This is a genomic window from Agaribacterium haliotis (assembly GCF_002312815.1).
GTDB classification, from domain to species: Bacteria; Pseudomonadota; Gammaproteobacteria; order Pseudomonadales; family Cellvibrionaceae; genus Agaribacterium; species Agaribacterium haliotis.
In genome coordinates this window covers 152,425-169,422 of record NZ_NKQJ01000001.1, presented here as the reverse complement: position 1 = coordinate 169,422, position 16,998 = coordinate 152,425, and the positions used below count along the sequence as shown (strand labels likewise).

Below are 16,998 nucleotides of genomic sequence, written 5' to 3'. Positions count from 1 at the left end.
AATAAAGCTTGAAGCAAATATTTACGATAGAGCTTTTAATGATTACACAGACGGCAATGCCGCCTTATCCTTGGCAAAAAAAACTTTGGCAGGGTTTTTGTCAAAACATTGCAGCGGGGCGCTTGCCTCACGCTTTGTTGCTCGGTGGTGTCGACGGTTTGGGGCTAGAGGAGCTCGGCCAAAGTATGGCGCGCTACCTTTTGTGTCAAAATACTTTGGATGATGTCGCCTGTGGGCGCTGTCGCGGTTGTGAGTTGTTGCACGCCGGTTCCCACCCGGACTTCTTTCAGCTAAAACCGGAAGATGGAGCCCGTCAAATTAAGGTTGATCAGGTGCGCGACTGTGTTGACTTTGTTGCCAAGACCGCGCACTTCGACGGGCCAAAGCTGGTGTTGGTTGAGCAGGCTGAGGCGATGAATATTAACGCTGCGAATGCACTGCTAAAGAGCCTTGAAGAGCCTGCGGGGCGCTGTGTCTTTATTCTTGTCAGTGCGCGCAGCAACGCTATTTTGCCGACCATTCGCAGTCGCTGTCAGTGTTTAAACTTGGCGCTGCCCAGCGAGAGCAGCGCTCGGGCCTGGCTTGAAGAGCACGGTAGCGCAAAGGCCTGTCAGTTTCTTCGTCAGGCCGGCGGTGCGCCGTTAAAGGCTCTGGCGTGGGCCGGTGCCGGTATGGCCGAGCAGCAGCTGGCACTGTGGCAGCAGTTGCTTGAGCTAAGCCAGGCGCGTCTCGGTGCGATAGCGCTAGCGGGCAAGTGGCAGGGGCAGGATGTCTCTGAGCTTATTCAGATGCAGCAGTTTTTGATCGAAAGCGTGATTCGACAACAGTTGGCCGCAGAGCACATACCTGCCGACCTGGCTTCACTGGCGGCGGTGCTTTGCTCGTTGGAGCAGGGCTATTTATTTCGCTTACACGATAAGCTCGGCAGGCGCCTGCAGCAGTTGCACGGTGCGGCGAACTTAAACGAACAACTGCAGCTTGAAGAAATGGCTATGGACTGGTTTAGTTTGTTGCAACTAGCCAGGCGGGCGCAGCGCCGCTAAGTGCAACCTCGCTCGACAAGGGCAACACTCTTCACTTAATAATGTAACGAAGTGGTAGGAGCGAAGCTGAAGTGGGTTTGATTGGGTCTCTGCCGCAAGGTCGCTACATGGATGTAGCTTATTAGGGCAATGCAGGAGCAATTGCCGGATGCGGCGGCGAAGCCCCCATGGACGGGTTTACGGCGCCCCAAGAAAGCCCGCTTAAGCTTCGCTCCGGGAAGCTTGCACTTAATGAACAGCATTGCGCTCGATAAGGGACGTTTTTTAGCTGGCCGCGACAAGGCCCGTGCGACGGTTTGGGGAGCTGCGCTCACATACCGCTTGGCACTCTAGACAAGCTTGCTTAAAAGCACTACTTTACAGAAAGAACAGTTTTATACAGGAACAGCAATGAGTGGATTAGGTGGTGGTGCGCGCAATGGCATACTGTCTCTGACGATCAGAGACAAAGCCGTGTTGTATGCGGCCTACATGCCCTTTATCAACAACGGTGGTTTGTTTATACCAACGAGCAAAAATTACAGTTTGGGTGATGAAGTCTTTATGCTGTTGAGCTTGATGGACGAGCCCGAGAAAATTCCGGTTGCCGGAAAAGTTGTATGGATCACACCCAAAGGTGCCCAGGGCAACCGCGCAGCGGGCATCGGTGTTCAATTTAGTGGCGAGGACGATACGGCCGCGAGCAAGATCGAAACCTATCTCGCCGGTTCACTCGAGTCTGAGCGACCAACTCATACCATGTAGCCGCCAGGGCTTTCTTGCCCGGCGTTTTAATTGCCAAATATTTAACGATAAAAAGGTTTGTAATCGTGTTAGTGGATTCTCATTGCCACCTGGACAGGCTTAAGCTCGATGAGCGAGAAGGGGCCCTGGATGAGGCTTTGAATGCCGCGCGAGCCAGAGGCATCAGCGCCATGCTTTGTGTCTGCATCAGTGAGGCAAATAAACAGGCGGTGCTCGATATTGCCGCCAAACATGACGATATTTTTGCTTCGGTCGGTGTGCATCCGTCCGATGTCTCCGAGGCCGTTGTCGGGGTCGACGAACTAAAGCAGTGGGCTGCGGCCTCTAAGGTGGTGGCTCTCGGTGAGAGCGGTCTCGATTATTACTACACCAAAGACAGTGCCGACTGGCAAAAACAAAGTTTTGCGAATCACCTGCGTGCCGGCGCAGATTTAGATTTACCGGTGATTGTGCACACACGAGAGGCCAAGCAGGATACGCTGGCTCTGATTCGCGAATACGGTTCGACGTCGCGAGCGGGAGTACTGCACTGTTTTACCGAAGATTGGGCGATGGCTGAGCAGGCTCTTGAGCTCGGTTATTACATCAGCTTTTCCGGCATTGTTACGTTCAAAAATGCAGAGGCTCTGCGCGATGTCGCCAAGCGAGTGCCGCTCGAGCGCTTATTAGTTGAAACGGATTCCCCGTATTTAGCCCCGGTGCCGCACCGTGGCAAAGCCAACGAGCCCAAATATGTGCTCGAGGTTGCACAATTTATCGCCGATTTGCGCGGGCTGGAGCTGCAGGCGTTGGCCGAGGCAAGCACTGAAAATTTTTACCGTTTATTTGATCGCGCCGCGGCGTGAATAAAGCACCCAAGGGGATTGACGCGCTGAATGTCGTCTAGTTTTTTTTACCGCAGCACTGAAAAAGGTATTCAGTGCCGCGGTTAATTATCTAGGCCGGTTGCAGTGGCGGCAGCGGTGCATTGTCAAAGCAGGCTACGCCGTTGGCGTCAGTATTTTCCCACATCGAACGAATCAACTGCAGGCGCTTTTCTTCATTGCGCCAATCGCCTGCGGCCAGCCATTCAACAATGCCTTTTGCTACTTCTGGATAACGTACCGGTTTGGCGGCCGGCTGGTTGAGCCACTCGCGAATGGCAGCGGGGTCGAGCGTGTCCATGCTTGAGCCGAGCCCCAATACTTTTAGCGCTTCGGCATTGCTGAGCTGTTCCATTTGGCCGAGTAGCGGTTTGACAAGTAGTTTTTTGCCAAGCTGTATGGCTTCGCTGCTGAGTTCAAAACCGGCGTTGCAAATTACGCCTCCCGCTGTGGCGAGATCTTTTTTAAAGCCTTCACGTGACAGCGGTTTTAGCTGAATGTGCCCGCGGCTTTCGTACTGCGCAAACGGCCCATAAAATACAAACAGCTGGTCTTCAAATTGTTCTAGCAGGTTGATGACGTGTTCGGGTTCTTCAAAACCTAGATAAACCAAAATTTTATTTGGGTCGACCGGGGCATCGGTGCTGTGGGTTTCGGCAATGGGCGGCAGAATTGGCGCGTTAAAATGATGCCAGTGCAAGCCGAGCTCAACGTCAGCAGGGGCAAAGTGCTTCATCACCAAAGAGCCGGCGAGCGTGTGGCCGCGGCTGGGTACTTCGTGGTGAAATGCGTATTGATGGCCGACGCCGACACAGAGTTTGCCTTGGCGTTTTGCCGCCCACGCGCTGATTGGTTCAAAATCAGTCAGCACTAGATCATAACTGCTTAAGTCGAGCGTGCGGATGTCCTTCCACAGCTGACGCACGCTGTTTTTTTGCGCGGTTTTTAGCAGTTTAATTTTCCCCGCTTCGTGCTGAAAGGTAAGGCCCTGGCAGCAGCGCCAATCGCCAAAGGCTTCCATATCAAAAAATAGTTCGCGTTCGCGACCGGAAAACAAAAAGTCTGTTTCAATACCATTTTGGGCTAGGTGGGCATTAATTGCCCGCGCACGCGTGATGTGGCCATTCCCTGTGGCCTGAACACCGTAAAGTATTTTCATAGGATGATGTTGCTTGTTACCAGGTAAAAGACGGCAGAGCCCATTGTGGCTCCGGCGAGGATATCAGTTGGAAAGTGTACACCGAGCGTAACCCGCGCGGCGCCAACACACGCAGCCCACGGGAATAAAACCCAGGCCAGCGGTGGGAAAAAATAAGCCATAATGCAGCTGACCATAAATGCCGCCGATGTGTGGCCAGATGGAAAGCTGAATTGGTCAGAAGGTTTAACCGCGCTTTTAAAACCGGGGATGGCTTCGGGCGGTCGATTGCGTTTAAACAGTGTTTTAAAAACTTTATAAAACAGGCGCTCAACAATAAAACACAAGGCCATGACCTGGGCTATGGGCCACTGTTGCGTCAAAATAAAATACACGCCCGCGAGTACATAGAGCGGGCCGTCTGCGGTACTGGATACTACGCGCGCAACACGTACCGCAGCGTCGCGATACCGCATGCGGGCTAGCCAAGTAAAGGTGTCAACGTCGGCCTGATGTATGCTCTGCAGTAAGCGCATGCTGGGTTCCGGCTTATAGGTTTTTAACAAAGGCTAGCCCTCGACAATGACAAATTTGTTTAGGGGCTATGACACTTGTATTACATTTTGCCTGAATTTTGCCCAGTGTATACACAAAGAGCCGCTGTCGCTATGTGCTAAGATGACAGCCTTCAATTTAAGGGGCAACTATGCAACAACAATTAATTACCATGCTCGAGCTGCAAGACGCGATGAACAGCAAGGTCAACCCAAAGTGGAGAGAAGCCGGTAACGCTTGGTACCGCGCGATTTGGGTTGAGTGCGCCGAGCTGCTCGATCACTTATAGCGATATAGATGTGGTGAATATGTAAGCTTTAAACGTTTCAATACCAGTAATAGCAGGCCCTGCGAGCATATAAAAGCTTCAATCTGGTACTAACAAATTTACCTAACGGTTTTGGTTTGGACTATTTGTACTATCTTCTGACGTCTAGCTAGCATCATCGAAATAATGCCGACCATTAGCCTGAAACACAATTAAAACGTAGATAAATTTAGTAAAAGAGAATTTAGGAAATGAAAAAAATAGAAGTCAAAATACTAGATGACAAGATCGGAAAGGAAATACCCCTGCCATCATATGCTACAGAAGGCTCTGCTGGAGTGGATCTCAGGGCTTGCTTGGAAGGTCCTTTAACCCTGGAGCCAGGGCAAACAGAGTTGATACCTACCGGTATCGCAATTCACATCGCAGATCCGAATTTGGCGGCAACGATCCTGCCTAGGTCAGGTTTAGGGCACAAGCACGGAATTGTTCTTGGCAACCTTGTTGGTCTTATTGATTCAGACTATCAAGGGCAACTTTTCGTATCCTGCTGGAATAGAGGGCATGAGACATTTGAGATACAGCCTGGTGATCGAATTGCTCAGATGGTTGTTGTACCGGTTGTTCAGGTGGGCTTTGAAATTGTCTCTGACTTTGAGCTCAGTTCAAGAGGAGAGGGGGGATTTGGTCACTCGGGTAAGAGCTGATCAGCTTGTTTTAAGCTCGACTTCTTAGAGGTATTACCAGTAATTCTGCGACAATGGGCGCATTTCATTAATAATTCATTATCAGAGGGCGAACGGATGTATCCTGATATCAAGCCACCTCAAAACAAAGTTGATTGGCTAATTGCGGATTTTGCGAAAAAGGAAAAGCCTGGCGTTGCTGACTTTGCGCGCTTGAGAGTTATTGGAGGTCTTTACGACCGTCTAGATAGCTATCGTGTCGCCGGTGAATCCATGTCTCGCGGTGAGTTGTTGGCAGAATCACATAAATCTGATCGTCTTGGCCGGTACTTAACTAGGGCGGGGGATGCCCGGCCATCCAAGCGATGTGATGCTCACGCCATCATCTCCGGAGGGCACCCCGAAGCAATAGTTCTTAGGGGCATTATGGCATGGGTGAAAATGAGAATTGATGATCCCCACAATGGGTGTTGGCTCCCTAGAGATTGGGATGATCGTGCGTATATGCCTAACCATTTACGAAAAGCAGTGCCTCACCGGCGTATCCACACCAATGCTTACTACGAGTGGTTAAGTTCGCGGATTCGTCCTCAGTTAATTAGAACGTCGGAGCAGCTTATTCATGCGCTACGCTTTGCTAGGGTTATGCTGCAATCCGGCAGCGTGCCACCTAATGTAATGCCTAGAACGGGACGCTAAAGATGTTATATACGATAGTGCAAGATTCTAATCGGTATCGTTCGTTGGTTTGGGATGACGCGCAAATAACGCAGCTGGTTGGCGAGTCCGACATGGAGCTGCGCATTGATATGTGGAACTCCCCTCGTACTTATAAGGATGTATATAAAGAAACTCTGCACGTAAGTTTTAAGCCCCTATCTAAGCAAGCCGAGAAATTGGTTATTCCCGATGTAAGTATTTTACAAGGACGGATGTTTCTAAATCCAAAAGCTTATTCTGTTTTGTCAAAGATTATTGGGGCTGACGGAGAATTTCTACCTGTGAGCTATGAAGGAGGTGGTGATGCCTATATTTTCATCCCACTCCGTGTGGCTGAAGAAGCCGGTGCGCTTGACTCCCGACTTAGCCGGAAAAATGAATGGGGTGATTTGGAAAGTCTTGCATTTCATGAAGAAAAGGTTAAAAACTGGTCTTTATTTCGTTGTGAGTACGACATGTTCATGTCTCTTCAGTGTCAAGAGGAGGTCAAGAATGCCATCGAGCAAGCTGATCTTAAAGGAGTATTCTTTACTAATGACCTAGGGAATACCTTTTCTAATCAGTTTGATAGCAATATTCGAGATCCAAACTAGTTTACCCATTAAAAATAGATGAGCGTTGTTAACGCTTGTTATTTTTAGTTTTGCAGACTTTCCAGCCATCTTTAGTGGGCAGTCGCTATTGGCTCGAAAGGACTGTAGGGTTGATGTGCCCCGTTCCGGTATTGCTTTTGAATCAACCAAAATGTCGTTGTCTCGACGGTTACATTAAATCACTGCCAAAGAGGACAGAATGTTAAAAGATAGCGGAAGAGAAAGATTATCCGACAAAAAATTTGATTCTCCGGTACGTGATGAGAGGTTCATTAATAAATTGTTTGAACGATTAGTAGCGTTGAAAGTGGAGTTCAAGAGTGTTGATTTTCGTTACTGTATTTTTGATGCCGCTTACTTAAGGAACTGTAGTTTTGAAGAATGTGATTTTACCGGTTGCAGGTTCATCAACAGTAATCTTGCAGGCTGTAGCTTTAATGGATGTACATTCGACTATACATCTTTTGATAAAACGAATGTAGATAGTGACATTCTCGACGTTGGTTGCCCTGGTCCGGAGAATCTAAAGCTTAAATTTGCGCGGTCACTGCGTATGAACTACCAGCAACTCGGAGATGCAAAATCCGCTAATAAAGCAATTAGCATTGAATTACAGGCAACTGAAGATCATCTTCATAAGGCTTGGAGATCCAAAGAATCATATTATCGGAAAAAATACAAAGGTCTGAAGCGGGTCAAAACATTCGTTGAATGGTTAGAGTTCAAGCTTTTGGATCTAATCTGGGGGAATGGCGAATCTAGCTGGAAGTTGTGTCGCGCTGTTTTAGCAGTTTTACTGCTTATTACAGGTATTCATACCATCGGTTTTGGGGACCCAAGTTTAGTTAAATCATACGTTGACGCATTTTTAATATCACCGCAAATATTTCTTGGGGTCTTAGAGCTACCTGCATACCCAAAGTCATATTTGACTGTAATCTTTCTGATTAGGTTAATTATGTTCGGCTTCTTTATGTCTATTATCATTAAACGTTTTAATAGGCGATAAAAGTGCATATCTATGCTTTTGGATCTGTTTGCCGTGGTGAAGTGGATGTTTCATCCGATATTGACATGCTTGCTATTGTTGATGGCTATGATTCTAGATTTAACCCAAGTGATTATTCAATTTATTCATACGAACGAATACACGATCTTTGGAGGCAAGGAAATCCGTTTGCGTGGCACCTTTTTTTGGAGTCTAAGATGGTCTATTCACAAGATGATGTTGACTATCTACGGAGTATTGGTGAGCCCGGCACATATAAATCAGGCATAACCGACTGTGAAAAGTTTCGAGAAATATTCTTATCTGCTAAGAAGTCTATAGATAGTTCGGCGCTTACTGAGATATTTGATTTGTCATCTGTATTTTTGGCAGTGAGAAATTTTGCTACATGTTATTCGTTGCACGCTGGTATAGCTCCCGATTTCTCCCGTAACTCAGCTAAAAATTTAAGCGCTTACAGTATTCCCATCGATGATTCTACTTATAGTTTATTTGAAAGAGCTAGAGTACTTTGCACCAGGGGGGTAGGTGAAATTCTAAGTTCCGATGAAATAGACAAAGCAAAAATTACGTTAAATGAGATCGATTCATGGATGATTGAAATGCTAGCAATAATTAAGAATGGTATTTATGAGCGAGTTTAATAACAGGATTAGTGCGCAGAGAGATGCGCTTAGAATTGTTAATGGGTCAGAGCTCTTTGTCGAATCTTTGTTGAGCTTGACAGAGAAAGCTATTGATCGGTGGTCTAGAAATAATAAAATTGACGCTCACGACACGATAGTAACGTTGCTCAAGTCGATGTCTGGGACTTTGTTTTTTTTAGCTAATAAGAGTCAAGAGCAGGTTACTGAAGATTACAAGGTGTTGTCCAGTAAAGTGGCCGCGCAGTTGTCTAATTTAGAGCTGGAAGTGGCGAATAAGAAAATGCAGCGAACAAGCCGCTGAAAGCGGCGTTCAAGTGGCAGAAAATAGGCATTTCTCGAGTTTAAAGCCGTAAAATATTCCTATGGCCAGTTATTGGGGTGAGCCTTCTTGATTAACTCTGTCTCCACCACTGAATCGAAAGATTTGTCTTCGCTCTACGCATAGAAATTAGGCCACCGATTATCCAGCCGACGCATATTGGTCCAGCTAAGAAGCCAAGAGCCATAGATAGCAACATCCACCCGGATTCGAAATAGATAGTCACTAAAAAAAATACGGCGAAGAAAGCTCCACCAATTAAACCCATTTTTACTTTGGTTTTGCCAAGGTCATATACTTGTTGTCTTGTCTTTCCTGTTGAGCTTCCCCAGCGCGCACCACATGCAGCGCAGACAACGGCGTCAAGTGGGACTTCTGATTTGCAGTGATCGCACTGGCCTTGGTGTTTATCTTCAGGAAATTTCAAAGGTCTACTCCTATCTTTTTGAAATGGTCAATTTGTTATAGTGCTTAATGCAGGTTGTATAATTTTTTGTTTGAATCTGCCAAAAAATCCGATCGTCATGTTGTATGTATCGGATAGGCTTGAGTAAGTGCCTGTATCACTGCATGGCGATTGAATATTTTCACTATGTTGAGGTGAATCGAAGTTAATTGAAATTATTTGGTTGTCTTGTAAGCCCAAATAAGGTTGTTCGATTGATTCGCTGACGTCTTCAGGTGGCATGTCGTTCGTAAGAGAGGCTGCCGTAGGCATTCGGTCGATGCTTACAGTGTGCTCATTCGGAACGTCTTCAGCTACACGCTTCGCGTATTCAATTAAGTTAGGTTCTGCGGGCATGAATAAATAACCCGCGGAGTCTTTTTTGCCTGATGATCGAAGAATTCTTCCGAGTATTTGCCGAAAAGAGAGTTCTGTTTTTACTCGGGACAAGTGGCAGCAAACGCGAAGCCTAGCTATGTCGGTTCCTTCACTAATCATTCCAACGGAGACTATCCATTTGTCAGAAGAGGAGCGAAATTGTTCGATAGTTTCTTGAGCGTTGTCATGCAAATAAGTCACGACGGAGCTCTTTTCACCCGTTAAGTTTCGGATTATCTCAGAGATCTTTAAAGCGTGGTCGATACTTGCTGCAACGACTAGTGCCCCTGCATTAGGGTGACTTTTCCGCAGTGCGTTTAATTGCTTGGAAGCCTTTTTAAGAATCTGAGTTATTACTTCTGTATTGTCGAGTACCTGCGGATATCGACAAGATGTTTCGCCTAGTAGGCTTTCAAAAGAGCGGTAATGCGTTGTTTCACCACTCGATTGTAAGGAAATTTTTTCGTTATCGATGGCGACAATTTTTGGTGTTCTGCAAACATGATCTTGAATGGCTCGGTCTAAGCCATAGCTGTAGTCACAGGTAACTTTACCTTTAATACAATAATTTGAAAGTGCGATTGGAATTTTATCGGATCGCCAGGGGGTACCTGTTAACGCCAGGGTATAGTGAGCGCGTCCTTGAATAGAGTTTACGATTTTTTGGCCCCAGCTATTTCCATTACCGAAATCATCGCCAGCGCAATGGTGAATTTCATCAAAAATGGCAAGCACTCGATGCTGAGATAGGATCTGCCAATAGTCTTCGCCAAGGTTCAGCATAGACTGGTAGGTCATTACGTGACCTTTTGCGCCTAAGCGACCATTTATTTGGTGACCAATATGCTTTTCTAGTGAGTTGCGTAATGAGTTAGCAATGTTGATAGAGGGCGAGAAGCAAATAACGAGATCAATTTGATTCGCTTGAAATAGTTTTTTCGCCACAATTGAAGCCATAAGCGTCTTTCCTGCGCCTGGTGTTGCTAAGCACAAGAAGTGTGAATACCCCTGTTTATATTTACGGAGAATTTCACTTATCGCTTCTGATTGCCACTTTCGAAGCTTCAACACTGCTTAGGCGCCTGAATAGATATGAGGGTTTCAAGCGCTTTTATTTTGCCGAGGAGGATGGCACTTCGTTCTCTAGCGTGATTGTACAGATCTTGAGTCTGACTTTTTAAGCCCGGATGCTTTGAGCATAGTGCGTTGTATTCTTCAGCCTCACCGACCGCACAAAGCATGTCAGATCGGTGCTGGCTCAATCTTTGAGATAAATCTATTAAGGCCTTTGACGTTACAGGCGATTCATTAGTTTTTGGTGGGGGATCTAATTTTTCGGCATTTTTTGATCGACTATTTTCTTGGTATTCGGGATTTTCGTTGAACTTATTATTGAGCGTATAGGTTGGCCATCCGCCGGTCTTTATTTCTCGAGTCATCAGGTCTGCCTTAATCATTCTGAGCATGTTCCGATAGACGAATTGACGTGCTGCTTTTTTGTTCGAGTGATTACACGCCCTACTGTCTAGGTAGGCGGTCGTTAGCTGATCGACTGTAAATTGCTCTGAGGTAAAGGATCTGAGAACAGCCAGTAACTCAGATTTAATTGCTATTGTCTTCATCTACTTCTTGGTATCTATATCTCTGGATGTCTCGAATTTCGCGACATTCTATATTGTCTCTATCATCGAGACAATGAAAACCTCTCCCTATTCACCTCATTACGATAGATTGCGCGCCTGGATGAAGCAGAAGCGCGAGGATAGTGGTCTGTCTCTTCGAGCTGCATCTATTAAGATGGGGAGACATCATTCTGTCCTGGGCAAAATGGAACAAGATAGACGTAAAATAGAGATACTAGAGTTTATCCAGTATTGCCATGTCATCGGTGCGGATCCACAAGAAGGGTTGGAAGTAATGATCCAGTCTTTGTCGGGAGAAAGTTCAAATGTGAATGCTTAGATTTAGACATTTATCAGAATCGACAACAGCGTATATCAAAGCGCCAAATACACCACGCTCACCTATGTTTGGCTCCATAGGCCAGGTGTCGTCGAGTAAATATTGCATAAGCTCCCACCGCTAGAACAATAGCAATGATTAGAGCCCAATCGAGAAGCCTTGTTATCATTATGCTTCTTCCAATTCCTGTAATTCTTGCCCATTGTTTAAGTTGAGTCTTGAGAATCCGAGATCTTCAAGTTTGGATGTGATTTCATCTAAAGGCCTGTCGTTGCACACCTGCTCATCAACTACCAAGATTACATTCGAGAGTGATCTCGTTAACGCAACGTAAACTTTGTTCCATGTGGTGTTATGCCGGTCTGCTGCTCTAAGTCGATCACGAACTAAAAACTTGTAGATTGCTTTATTGAGGATGATTACGCAGGACTCAGCTTCCAGGCCTTTGGTACGGTCAATACTGCTGATGTGATATTGCGCGCTGTTTGCATTGGCGGATTTGTAATCGTTGATCGAGCTTCGTAGTTGAGCGTAGCTTTTACCTGAATAGGGTATTTTGAACTTAGTTAGGAAATCAGAGCTAACTTGGTTGTCGGTGTTGGTGCCAATGTTTTCATCAAGCCAGTGAATAGCAGCACCCAACACTAGATCTTCATCTATCTTTGGGTTGTGTTGAATTAAGAGTTCGTTGATGTCTGGCTGCAAATACGGTAATGACTCGGAGTCTTTGGTGGAATAATTTCCTTCTTTACGATAAATGCTAACGAGGCTGTCAGAGTTTATATGGCTATTTAAGAATTCATCATATCCCTGGTCAGTACTCAAAACATAGTGAAGTTCACCTTCAACATCTGAAAGGCTGGTTTGTTCTTGTCCCGCTGGGCAGAATAAGTTTGAAACATTGAGTATACGTTGCGGGACTCTTCGAGACTCATTGTTGTTGGGGAGTACGTTGACGTGATCTTCATTCTCATTCACTGCTACATACTCTCGAAATGCATCTGGAAATTTGATAGCTTGTTTTGGGTCGCCAACCATATAGATATCAACCACATTTTTACCGACAGCGTCTAATGCTTGTATTGCAGTTTTATCTAGGTCTTGCGCTTCATCGAGGAATATCTTATTGATGCTAGACTTGAGTATGTCGTGTATGTAGGCAACTTTGGCTTTCTTGGCTCTGGGGCGATTGGTACTGTGATTTGGGTCAAGGATCTTACGTGCGACAGCGTAAACCTCTTCAACATGCACAACCTGTTTGGCCTTGAGCCTTGCGATAATGGACCCACGTTCGCGTTGTAATTGGGTTCGTGTTTTAGTTTCACCGTCCCGAGAAACAAAGGTTAGAGAGCAGCGGCTAGAAGTAGTGTAGACCTGGTCAAGCATTACAGGTGAGTAGGGGTAGATGACCTCATTCAACAAGAAAGTATGAACCGTGCAAACCTTAATTGTTTCCGGCAGATATCCGAGTTGGTCAATGATAGCTTCAGCAATATTTTCGGTTGCTTTGTTCGTGTATGTAATGGCGAAGATGAGCTTATGTGATTTCGGATCAAACTGTTGAAGTATCTTCTCGGCCATGCCATAAGTCTTACCTGCACCAGCCCCTGCTAATTGAATCTCAATCATTGGTCATGAAGTCCACAACTTCTTGGATATGGGGGGGTAAAACTATTTCGATAAGCTCTTCTTCCTCTTCACCTTCTTCTTTGCCTACTTTCAGGATGGCGTCGCAGATCTCAAGCATTGTTTCGGCTTTGTTATCGATGAGATGTTGAGACATTTCATCAATGTCATCGTCGTCGTGGCCTTCGAAGACACGTTTCAGGTTGGCTAGGTTAGCGCTAGCCGCAACAAGATCGTTTTCAAGCGTATAAGCTACGGTTGTGCGGACTCTGATATTGTTGTGTGCAGCGTCATAAGCATCGTGGTCGTCTTTGGCTCCTTGCTGATTGTCAAAGTCACGGATAATGCCTAGCCGTTTCTTGTCATTGTCTTTGTTGATTTGCAGCCAGATATCCATGAAGGTTCTGAAGCCTTTCTGTCCAATCGAAATAACTTCAACGCGGTGTAGGTTCTCTTCATCACTGCTCAGTATCGAGTTGATCAACATTTCTTCGGTGGTTCCTTCGACAAGAATTGTCCGGTCACTGAATAGTAATTTCAGAATGTCGAAGTTTGGACGTTTACGAAGGTAGTTTGTTAGGTCGTCGTCAACGTCATTGAGGTGTATGGCATTATCTCCTGACACAACAATGACATTGGATAGCTGCAGTTTGTTGATCACCTGAGGGTTGTGGGAGCTAATCAGAGTTTGGAGCTTACCATCCTCCTGGTTAGCTGTTGCGCTCTTGTAAATAAAGTCGGTGGCGACTCTTAGGTTGTTAACACTGAGGTGAGCTTCGGGTTCTTCAATGCAGCACAGGTTGAATTGTAGATCGCTAGATTTAAAGAACTCAAACAACAGGAATATGTAAACGAGGTTACGATAGCCAAGACCGCGTTGGTACAGGTAGCTATCACCAGACTGTAGAGTTATGTTGGACAGGATGCTCTTCAGGTTGGGTAGATTTGGTATGCATTCGTTCTGGTCTAAGTGGTCGAAAAAATTCTCGAAGTCAGGCTCGGGCTTTACAATCTTTTCGAATGTTTTAGTGTCCTCAATTGCTTCAAAGAAGCTGATGTAGGCATTGTTGATGTCGGTTTTTTCGGTGGCTGACAACGACGAGACTAGCATCTTTGTCAGTATGTCGTTTGATTTCTGAGTTTGGCTTTCAGCAAAGTCGTCGCGATCAGCATTAATTGAGTTGATTGCAATGTGCTTCAAGTCGTTATATCCAATCTTCTTGCCATTGTTGATTGATGTTATGGCATAGTCGTATAGGTCGACAGGTAAGGTGAACCAGTGGGAGTCGTCTATGTTGGTGATGCCGTCAAGGGTCTGTTTAACAACTGTAATAAAATCATCTTCGTCTTTTGGTGCGGACTCATATTTAATGCGGTGGCTGCTATCTGCAATGTCGCCGCAAATCCATTTGGAAATAACCTGCTTTTGAAACTCACCTTTTGGATCGGTGAACTCAATTTCAATGCGAACTTTGGGGATCAGGGCCTTAATTTCTTCGTCAGTTTTACCATCGATAATCGCTTGGTAGAATTCAGAAATCGCTTTTCGGTTAATGTCCGATACTGATAGGCGTTTCTTGTTAAAGCTAATATCGTTACTGTTTAGTGGTAATGCTAGCGCGTCGAAGAGGTTTGTTTTGCCTGCTTCATTCTCACCAATAATTAGACTCAGTGAAGAAAGCTCGATTCGGAAATCTTTGAAGGCTCGGTAGTTTTCAATTTCGACGCTACGAATGTACATTAAGAACCCATGCAGTTATTGTTTTTGACTAAGCTAACACCAAACAAAGCAGGTTAAAAATGCTTTTGGCGACACAATTATCTTTTTGCGCGCCTTTATTGATTGACATTTAGTTTATTTGCAGTTTGTACTCACATTCATTCTTGAGGGATTATAATGCCAAATTGGTTATTAGATAGGCTTTTCGAGGTAAAGGATCAACCTAAGCCAACTTTTGCTATCCAGGGAACTATCAATTGGATGAGGGCGCTAGCTGAAATCACTAATAGCGATGAATTTTCAGATGATAAGATAAAGTTAGTCTTCAATAAGGTGCAGAGACGCGCCCAAAATGAGTTGGCGGATACAGTAGTCTTTGAAAATATGCTGATGGCATACCACAATTTTGCATCCTTAAATGCCTTTGATGCAGATGTAGCCCATAAATATGATATCTGTCGATCTGCGATTATATGTTGGTACTACGCTACCTACTTTTCTGCAAGCGCGATGGTGGCGGCTTCTTCAGGATCAAAGCAAGAAACACACACGGCTACAGCAAAAGCTTGGCATGCGGATTTCGCTGAAAAACAACTGCTTGTCTATCCGTTTAATCTATATCTATCAACCCTCGTAAAAAAAGACGTAGACAAGAAAATTAGTGAACTACGTAACGACAATAAAATTGATTTGAATACATATGCTAAAAGTTTAGAGGAAGCGAAGGGCGCTTGCATTAGCTATTTGAGTGGTACCGCCGACTATAGAAAATGGGAAGTCGAAGAACGCATTAAGGCTTCTAGGCAGTTTAAAGAGCTCAAGGTCGATAATTTCAGAACTAAAGCGGCAAGAGAGCTACGAGACAACGAGCTTGAGAGAGGTCAAGTTAATTTCTTATTTCAGGCTTTCCGATATCGAGGTAAAGCGAACTATAGAGATTCAATTTTCTTATCATATGGTAATAGTTACGAAGAAAAAATGGATCAGTTTATTAAAGACCTTAAAACTGTCACTGAAGGTTTTATTCGAATGGCTTCTATCTACTGTCAGAAGAGAGTAGCAAAGGGGGATTGGGAATTGTTTGTAAATGACTTGAAAGAAAACACTAGGTTAAGTCTTGGTGCTGAAGTATTTAAAATATAGCAAAGTACTGCACGCTGATAAATTTCTGGGAGAAGTTACTGGGGCAGTATTACTTATTACAGTTTCCGTTTTTGGTTGATTCAAGCCATAGCTGCTTACACTTTATTTAAAATCGAAAGCCATTTCTGAAACGATTCATTTTGTTCCATTTGTAGTAGTGCTTGACTAATCTCTTTTTCAGTTGAATACAAAATTGACAAAGCTTTTTGAAGTTCTCTAGGCTTTGTATGTTCGACAGACAACGATTGGAGCGCTCGGTATAAACGCCCTACAGGGAGGTCATGCCATAAGAGTAAATTGTCAGGCACGTGTCTCGTAGAAGCTATGGCGTTGCCTACCGTAAATGTTCTACTAGGTCCATTCGTCCAATACTCTGTTTGCACTGGTGCTTGAGTTTGAAACCTTAAGCGGTAGGCTTCTTCAAAGCTGGTGGTTGTTAAAATGTAGCCTCGTTCTTTGGCCCAAGCTTTGGTTAAATTTTCGGGGCTACAGGTAATCGTTATATTCGGTAGTAATTTGTGTTTTTTCGGTCGTACGTAGAAGCCTGTCATCACTCGGAGCAAATGACCTTCTTCGCAAAGCTGACGAATAGCTCGTTTAGTAGATGACTCTGACCCTGCTCCTTTGAGACGTCGGTAGGGAAAAGGCTTGGCTGGCTCGAGCGTTAGTAACAGGCAATAGATTTTGTCTCGAACCGTCTGGTGATTCATGTTTCTCTCCTTTGGTAAGGAACGCTGTGCTGGAGGTTCTCCAAATCTCGAAGTGCTTTATTTGGGGGGCATAATATATGGAACAAAACTTACGGAGCGAGTGATAATGATGGATTATAGGGTATGTTTTGAGCCGAGAGGAACCGTGTTGCAGGAAGCAGGTAGCATGGATGGTACGGTAGGTATTGTTGCTACCTACCAATACCAATTCTAATAGATCAACGATGAGATTTGAGTAGGAGCTGGTAGGTCTTCGTGTGTTTAGGGTGGATCTATGAACTACAGGGCTTTTCTTGTTGAGTTGGAGGAGGGGCGCGGTTCCATAAGAGCAATACACACAACAGTCTCCGATCTTGGGGCTTAATACAAATGGGCACGGATTCACATTAATAGAGAATTAAGCAGAAAAGAATTTAGTGTAATTACCAA

General features: G+C 45.1%; 18 protein-coding genes and 1 pseudogene. 11 read left to right on the top strand and 8 right to left on the bottom strand.

Going from position 1 to position 16,998, the window contains the following annotated elements; genetic code table 11:
• Positions 1–38: 38 nt before the first annotated feature.
• The 3 genes from CFK45_RS00790 (at position 39) to CFK45_RS00775 (ending at position 2,632) form a co-directional block, all read left to right on the top strand.
• Positions 39–1,043, top strand: a complete 1,005-nt coding sequence (locus CFK45_RS00790; protein WP_096084497.1) for a DNA polymerase III subunit delta' — start codon at positions 39–41, stop codon at positions 1,041–1,043.
• 390 nt (positions 1,044–1,433) lie between these two features.
• Positions 1,434–1,787: a PilZ domain-containing protein gene (locus CFK45_RS00780; RefSeq protein ID WP_096084495.1), complete on the top strand. Its 354-nt coding sequence runs from the start codon at positions 1,434–1,436 to the stop codon at positions 1,785–1,787.
• Between the two features lie 65 nt (positions 1,788–1,852).
• Positions 1,853–2,632, top strand: a complete 780-nt coding sequence (locus tag CFK45_RS00775; RefSeq protein WP_096084878.1) for a TatD family hydrolase — start codon at positions 1,853–1,855, stop codon at positions 2,630–2,632.
• Between the two features lie 91 nt (positions 2,633–2,723).
• Here the strand turns inward: CFK45_RS00775 and CFK45_RS00770 are convergent, their stop codons facing one another.
• Both CFK45_RS00770 and CFK45_RS00765 read right to left on the bottom strand, forming a co-directional pair.
• Positions 2,724–3,809 carry an MJ1255/VC2487 family glycosyltransferase gene (locus CFK45_RS00770; RefSeq protein WP_096084494.1) on the bottom strand — a complete coding sequence of 362 codons (1,086 nt, stop codon included), beginning with the start codon at positions 3,807–3,809 and terminating at the stop codon, positions 2,724–2,726.
• Entirely contained in the window at positions 3,806–4,324 is a 519-nt protein-coding gene (locus CFK45_RS00765; protein WP_096084877.1) for a phosphatase PAP2 family protein, read from the bottom strand. Before CFK45_RS00765 ends, CFK45_RS00770 begins: the two co-directional genes overlap by 4 nt.
• A 170-nt stretch (positions 4,325–4,494) precedes the next feature.
• Between CFK45_RS00765 and CFK45_RS00760 the strand changes: the two are divergent.
• From CFK45_RS00760 to CFK45_RS00730, 7 genes and pseudogenes are all read left to right on the top strand, one after another.
• A pseudogene (locus CFK45_RS00760) lies at positions 4,495–4,626 on the top strand (dUTP diphosphatase); the annotation flags it as partial.
• Positions 4,627–4,862: 236 nt separating this feature from the next.
• Positions 4,863–5,318 (top strand): dUTP diphosphatase, encoded by a 456-nt coding sequence (gene dut, locus CFK45_RS00755; protein ID WP_096084492.1) that lies wholly within the window; start codon positions 4,863–4,865, stop codon positions 5,316–5,318.
• Positions 5,319–5,414: 96 nt separating this feature from the next.
• Positions 5,415–5,996: an AHH domain-containing protein gene (locus CFK45_RS18855; protein WP_096084491.1), complete on the top strand. Its 582-nt coding sequence runs from the start codon at positions 5,415–5,417 to the stop codon at positions 5,994–5,996.
• Positions 5,997–5,998: 2 nt separating this feature from the next.
• Complete coding sequence (locus CFK45_RS00745) at positions 5,999–6,610, top strand: hypothetical protein (RefSeq protein WP_096084490.1); 612 nt, start codon at positions 5,999–6,001, stop codon at positions 6,608–6,610.
• A gap of 199 nt (positions 6,611–6,809) precedes the next feature.
• The gene (locus tag CFK45_RS00740) at positions 6,810–7,619 is read left to right on the top strand and encodes a pentapeptide repeat-containing protein (protein ID WP_096084489.1); all 810 of its coding nucleotides are present in this window, start codon (positions 6,810–6,812) and stop codon (positions 7,617–7,619) included.
• 2 nt (positions 7,620–7,621) lie between these two features.
• Entirely contained in the window at positions 7,622–8,263 is a 642-nt protein-coding gene (locus CFK45_RS00735) for a nucleotidyltransferase domain-containing protein (protein ID WP_096084488.1), read from the top strand.
• Entirely contained in the window at positions 8,250–8,567 is a 318-nt protein-coding gene (locus CFK45_RS00730; protein WP_096084487.1) for a hypothetical protein, read from the top strand. The genes CFK45_RS00735 and CFK45_RS00730 overlap by 14 nt, the downstream gene beginning before the upstream one ends.
• A gap of 91 nt (positions 8,568–8,658) precedes the next feature.
• On the opposite strand, the gene CFK45_RS00725 is transcribed toward CFK45_RS00730, so the two are convergent.
• The 5 genes from CFK45_RS00725 to CFK45_RS00700 all read right to left on the bottom strand — a co-directional run bounded on the left by CFK45_RS00725 (position 8,659) and on the right by CFK45_RS00700 (position 14,737).
• Positions 8,659–9,012, bottom strand: coding sequence for a hypothetical protein (locus CFK45_RS00725; RefSeq protein WP_096084486.1), 354 nt, complete (start codon positions 9,010–9,012; stop codon positions 8,659–8,661).
• Positions 9,013–9,039: 27 nt separating this feature from the next.
• Positions 9,040–10,479, bottom strand: a complete 1,440-nt coding sequence (locus CFK45_RS00720; RefSeq protein ID WP_096084485.1) for a DEAD/DEAH box helicase — start codon at positions 10,477–10,479, stop codon at positions 9,040–9,042.
• Positions 10,473–10,847: a hypothetical protein gene (locus CFK45_RS00715; protein ID WP_239923492.1), complete on the bottom strand. Its 375-nt coding sequence runs from the start codon at positions 10,845–10,847 to the stop codon at positions 10,473–10,475. The genes CFK45_RS00720 and CFK45_RS00715 overlap by 7 nt, the downstream gene beginning before the upstream one ends.
• 691 nt (positions 10,848–11,538) lie before the next feature.
• Positions 11,539–12,999: a UvrD-helicase domain-containing protein gene (locus CFK45_RS00705; RefSeq protein ID WP_096084482.1), complete on the bottom strand. Its 1,461-nt coding sequence runs from the start codon at positions 12,997–12,999 to the stop codon at positions 11,539–11,541.
• The gene (locus tag CFK45_RS00700) at positions 12,992–14,737 is read right to left on the bottom strand and encodes an ATP-dependent nuclease (protein ID WP_096084481.1); all 1,746 of its coding nucleotides are present in this window, start codon (positions 14,735–14,737) and stop codon (positions 12,992–12,994) included. The genes CFK45_RS00705 and CFK45_RS00700 overlap by 8 nt, the downstream gene beginning before the upstream one ends.
• 156 nt (positions 14,738–14,893) lie before the next feature.
• Here CFK45_RS00700 and CFK45_RS00695 point away from each other — a divergent pair, with 156 nt between their 5' ends.
• Positions 14,894–15,859 carry a hypothetical protein gene (locus CFK45_RS00695; RefSeq protein WP_096084480.1) on the top strand — a complete coding sequence of 322 codons (966 nt, stop codon included), beginning with the start codon at positions 14,894–14,896 and terminating at the stop codon, positions 15,857–15,859.
• A gap of 95 nt (positions 15,860–15,954) precedes the next feature.
• On the opposite strand, the gene CFK45_RS00690 is transcribed toward CFK45_RS00695, so the two are convergent.
• Positions 15,955–16,569 (bottom strand): DUF6088 family protein, encoded by a 615-nt coding sequence (locus tag CFK45_RS00690; protein WP_096084479.1) that lies wholly within the window; start codon positions 16,567–16,569, stop codon positions 15,955–15,957.
• Positions 16,570–16,998 lie beyond the last annotated feature (429 nt).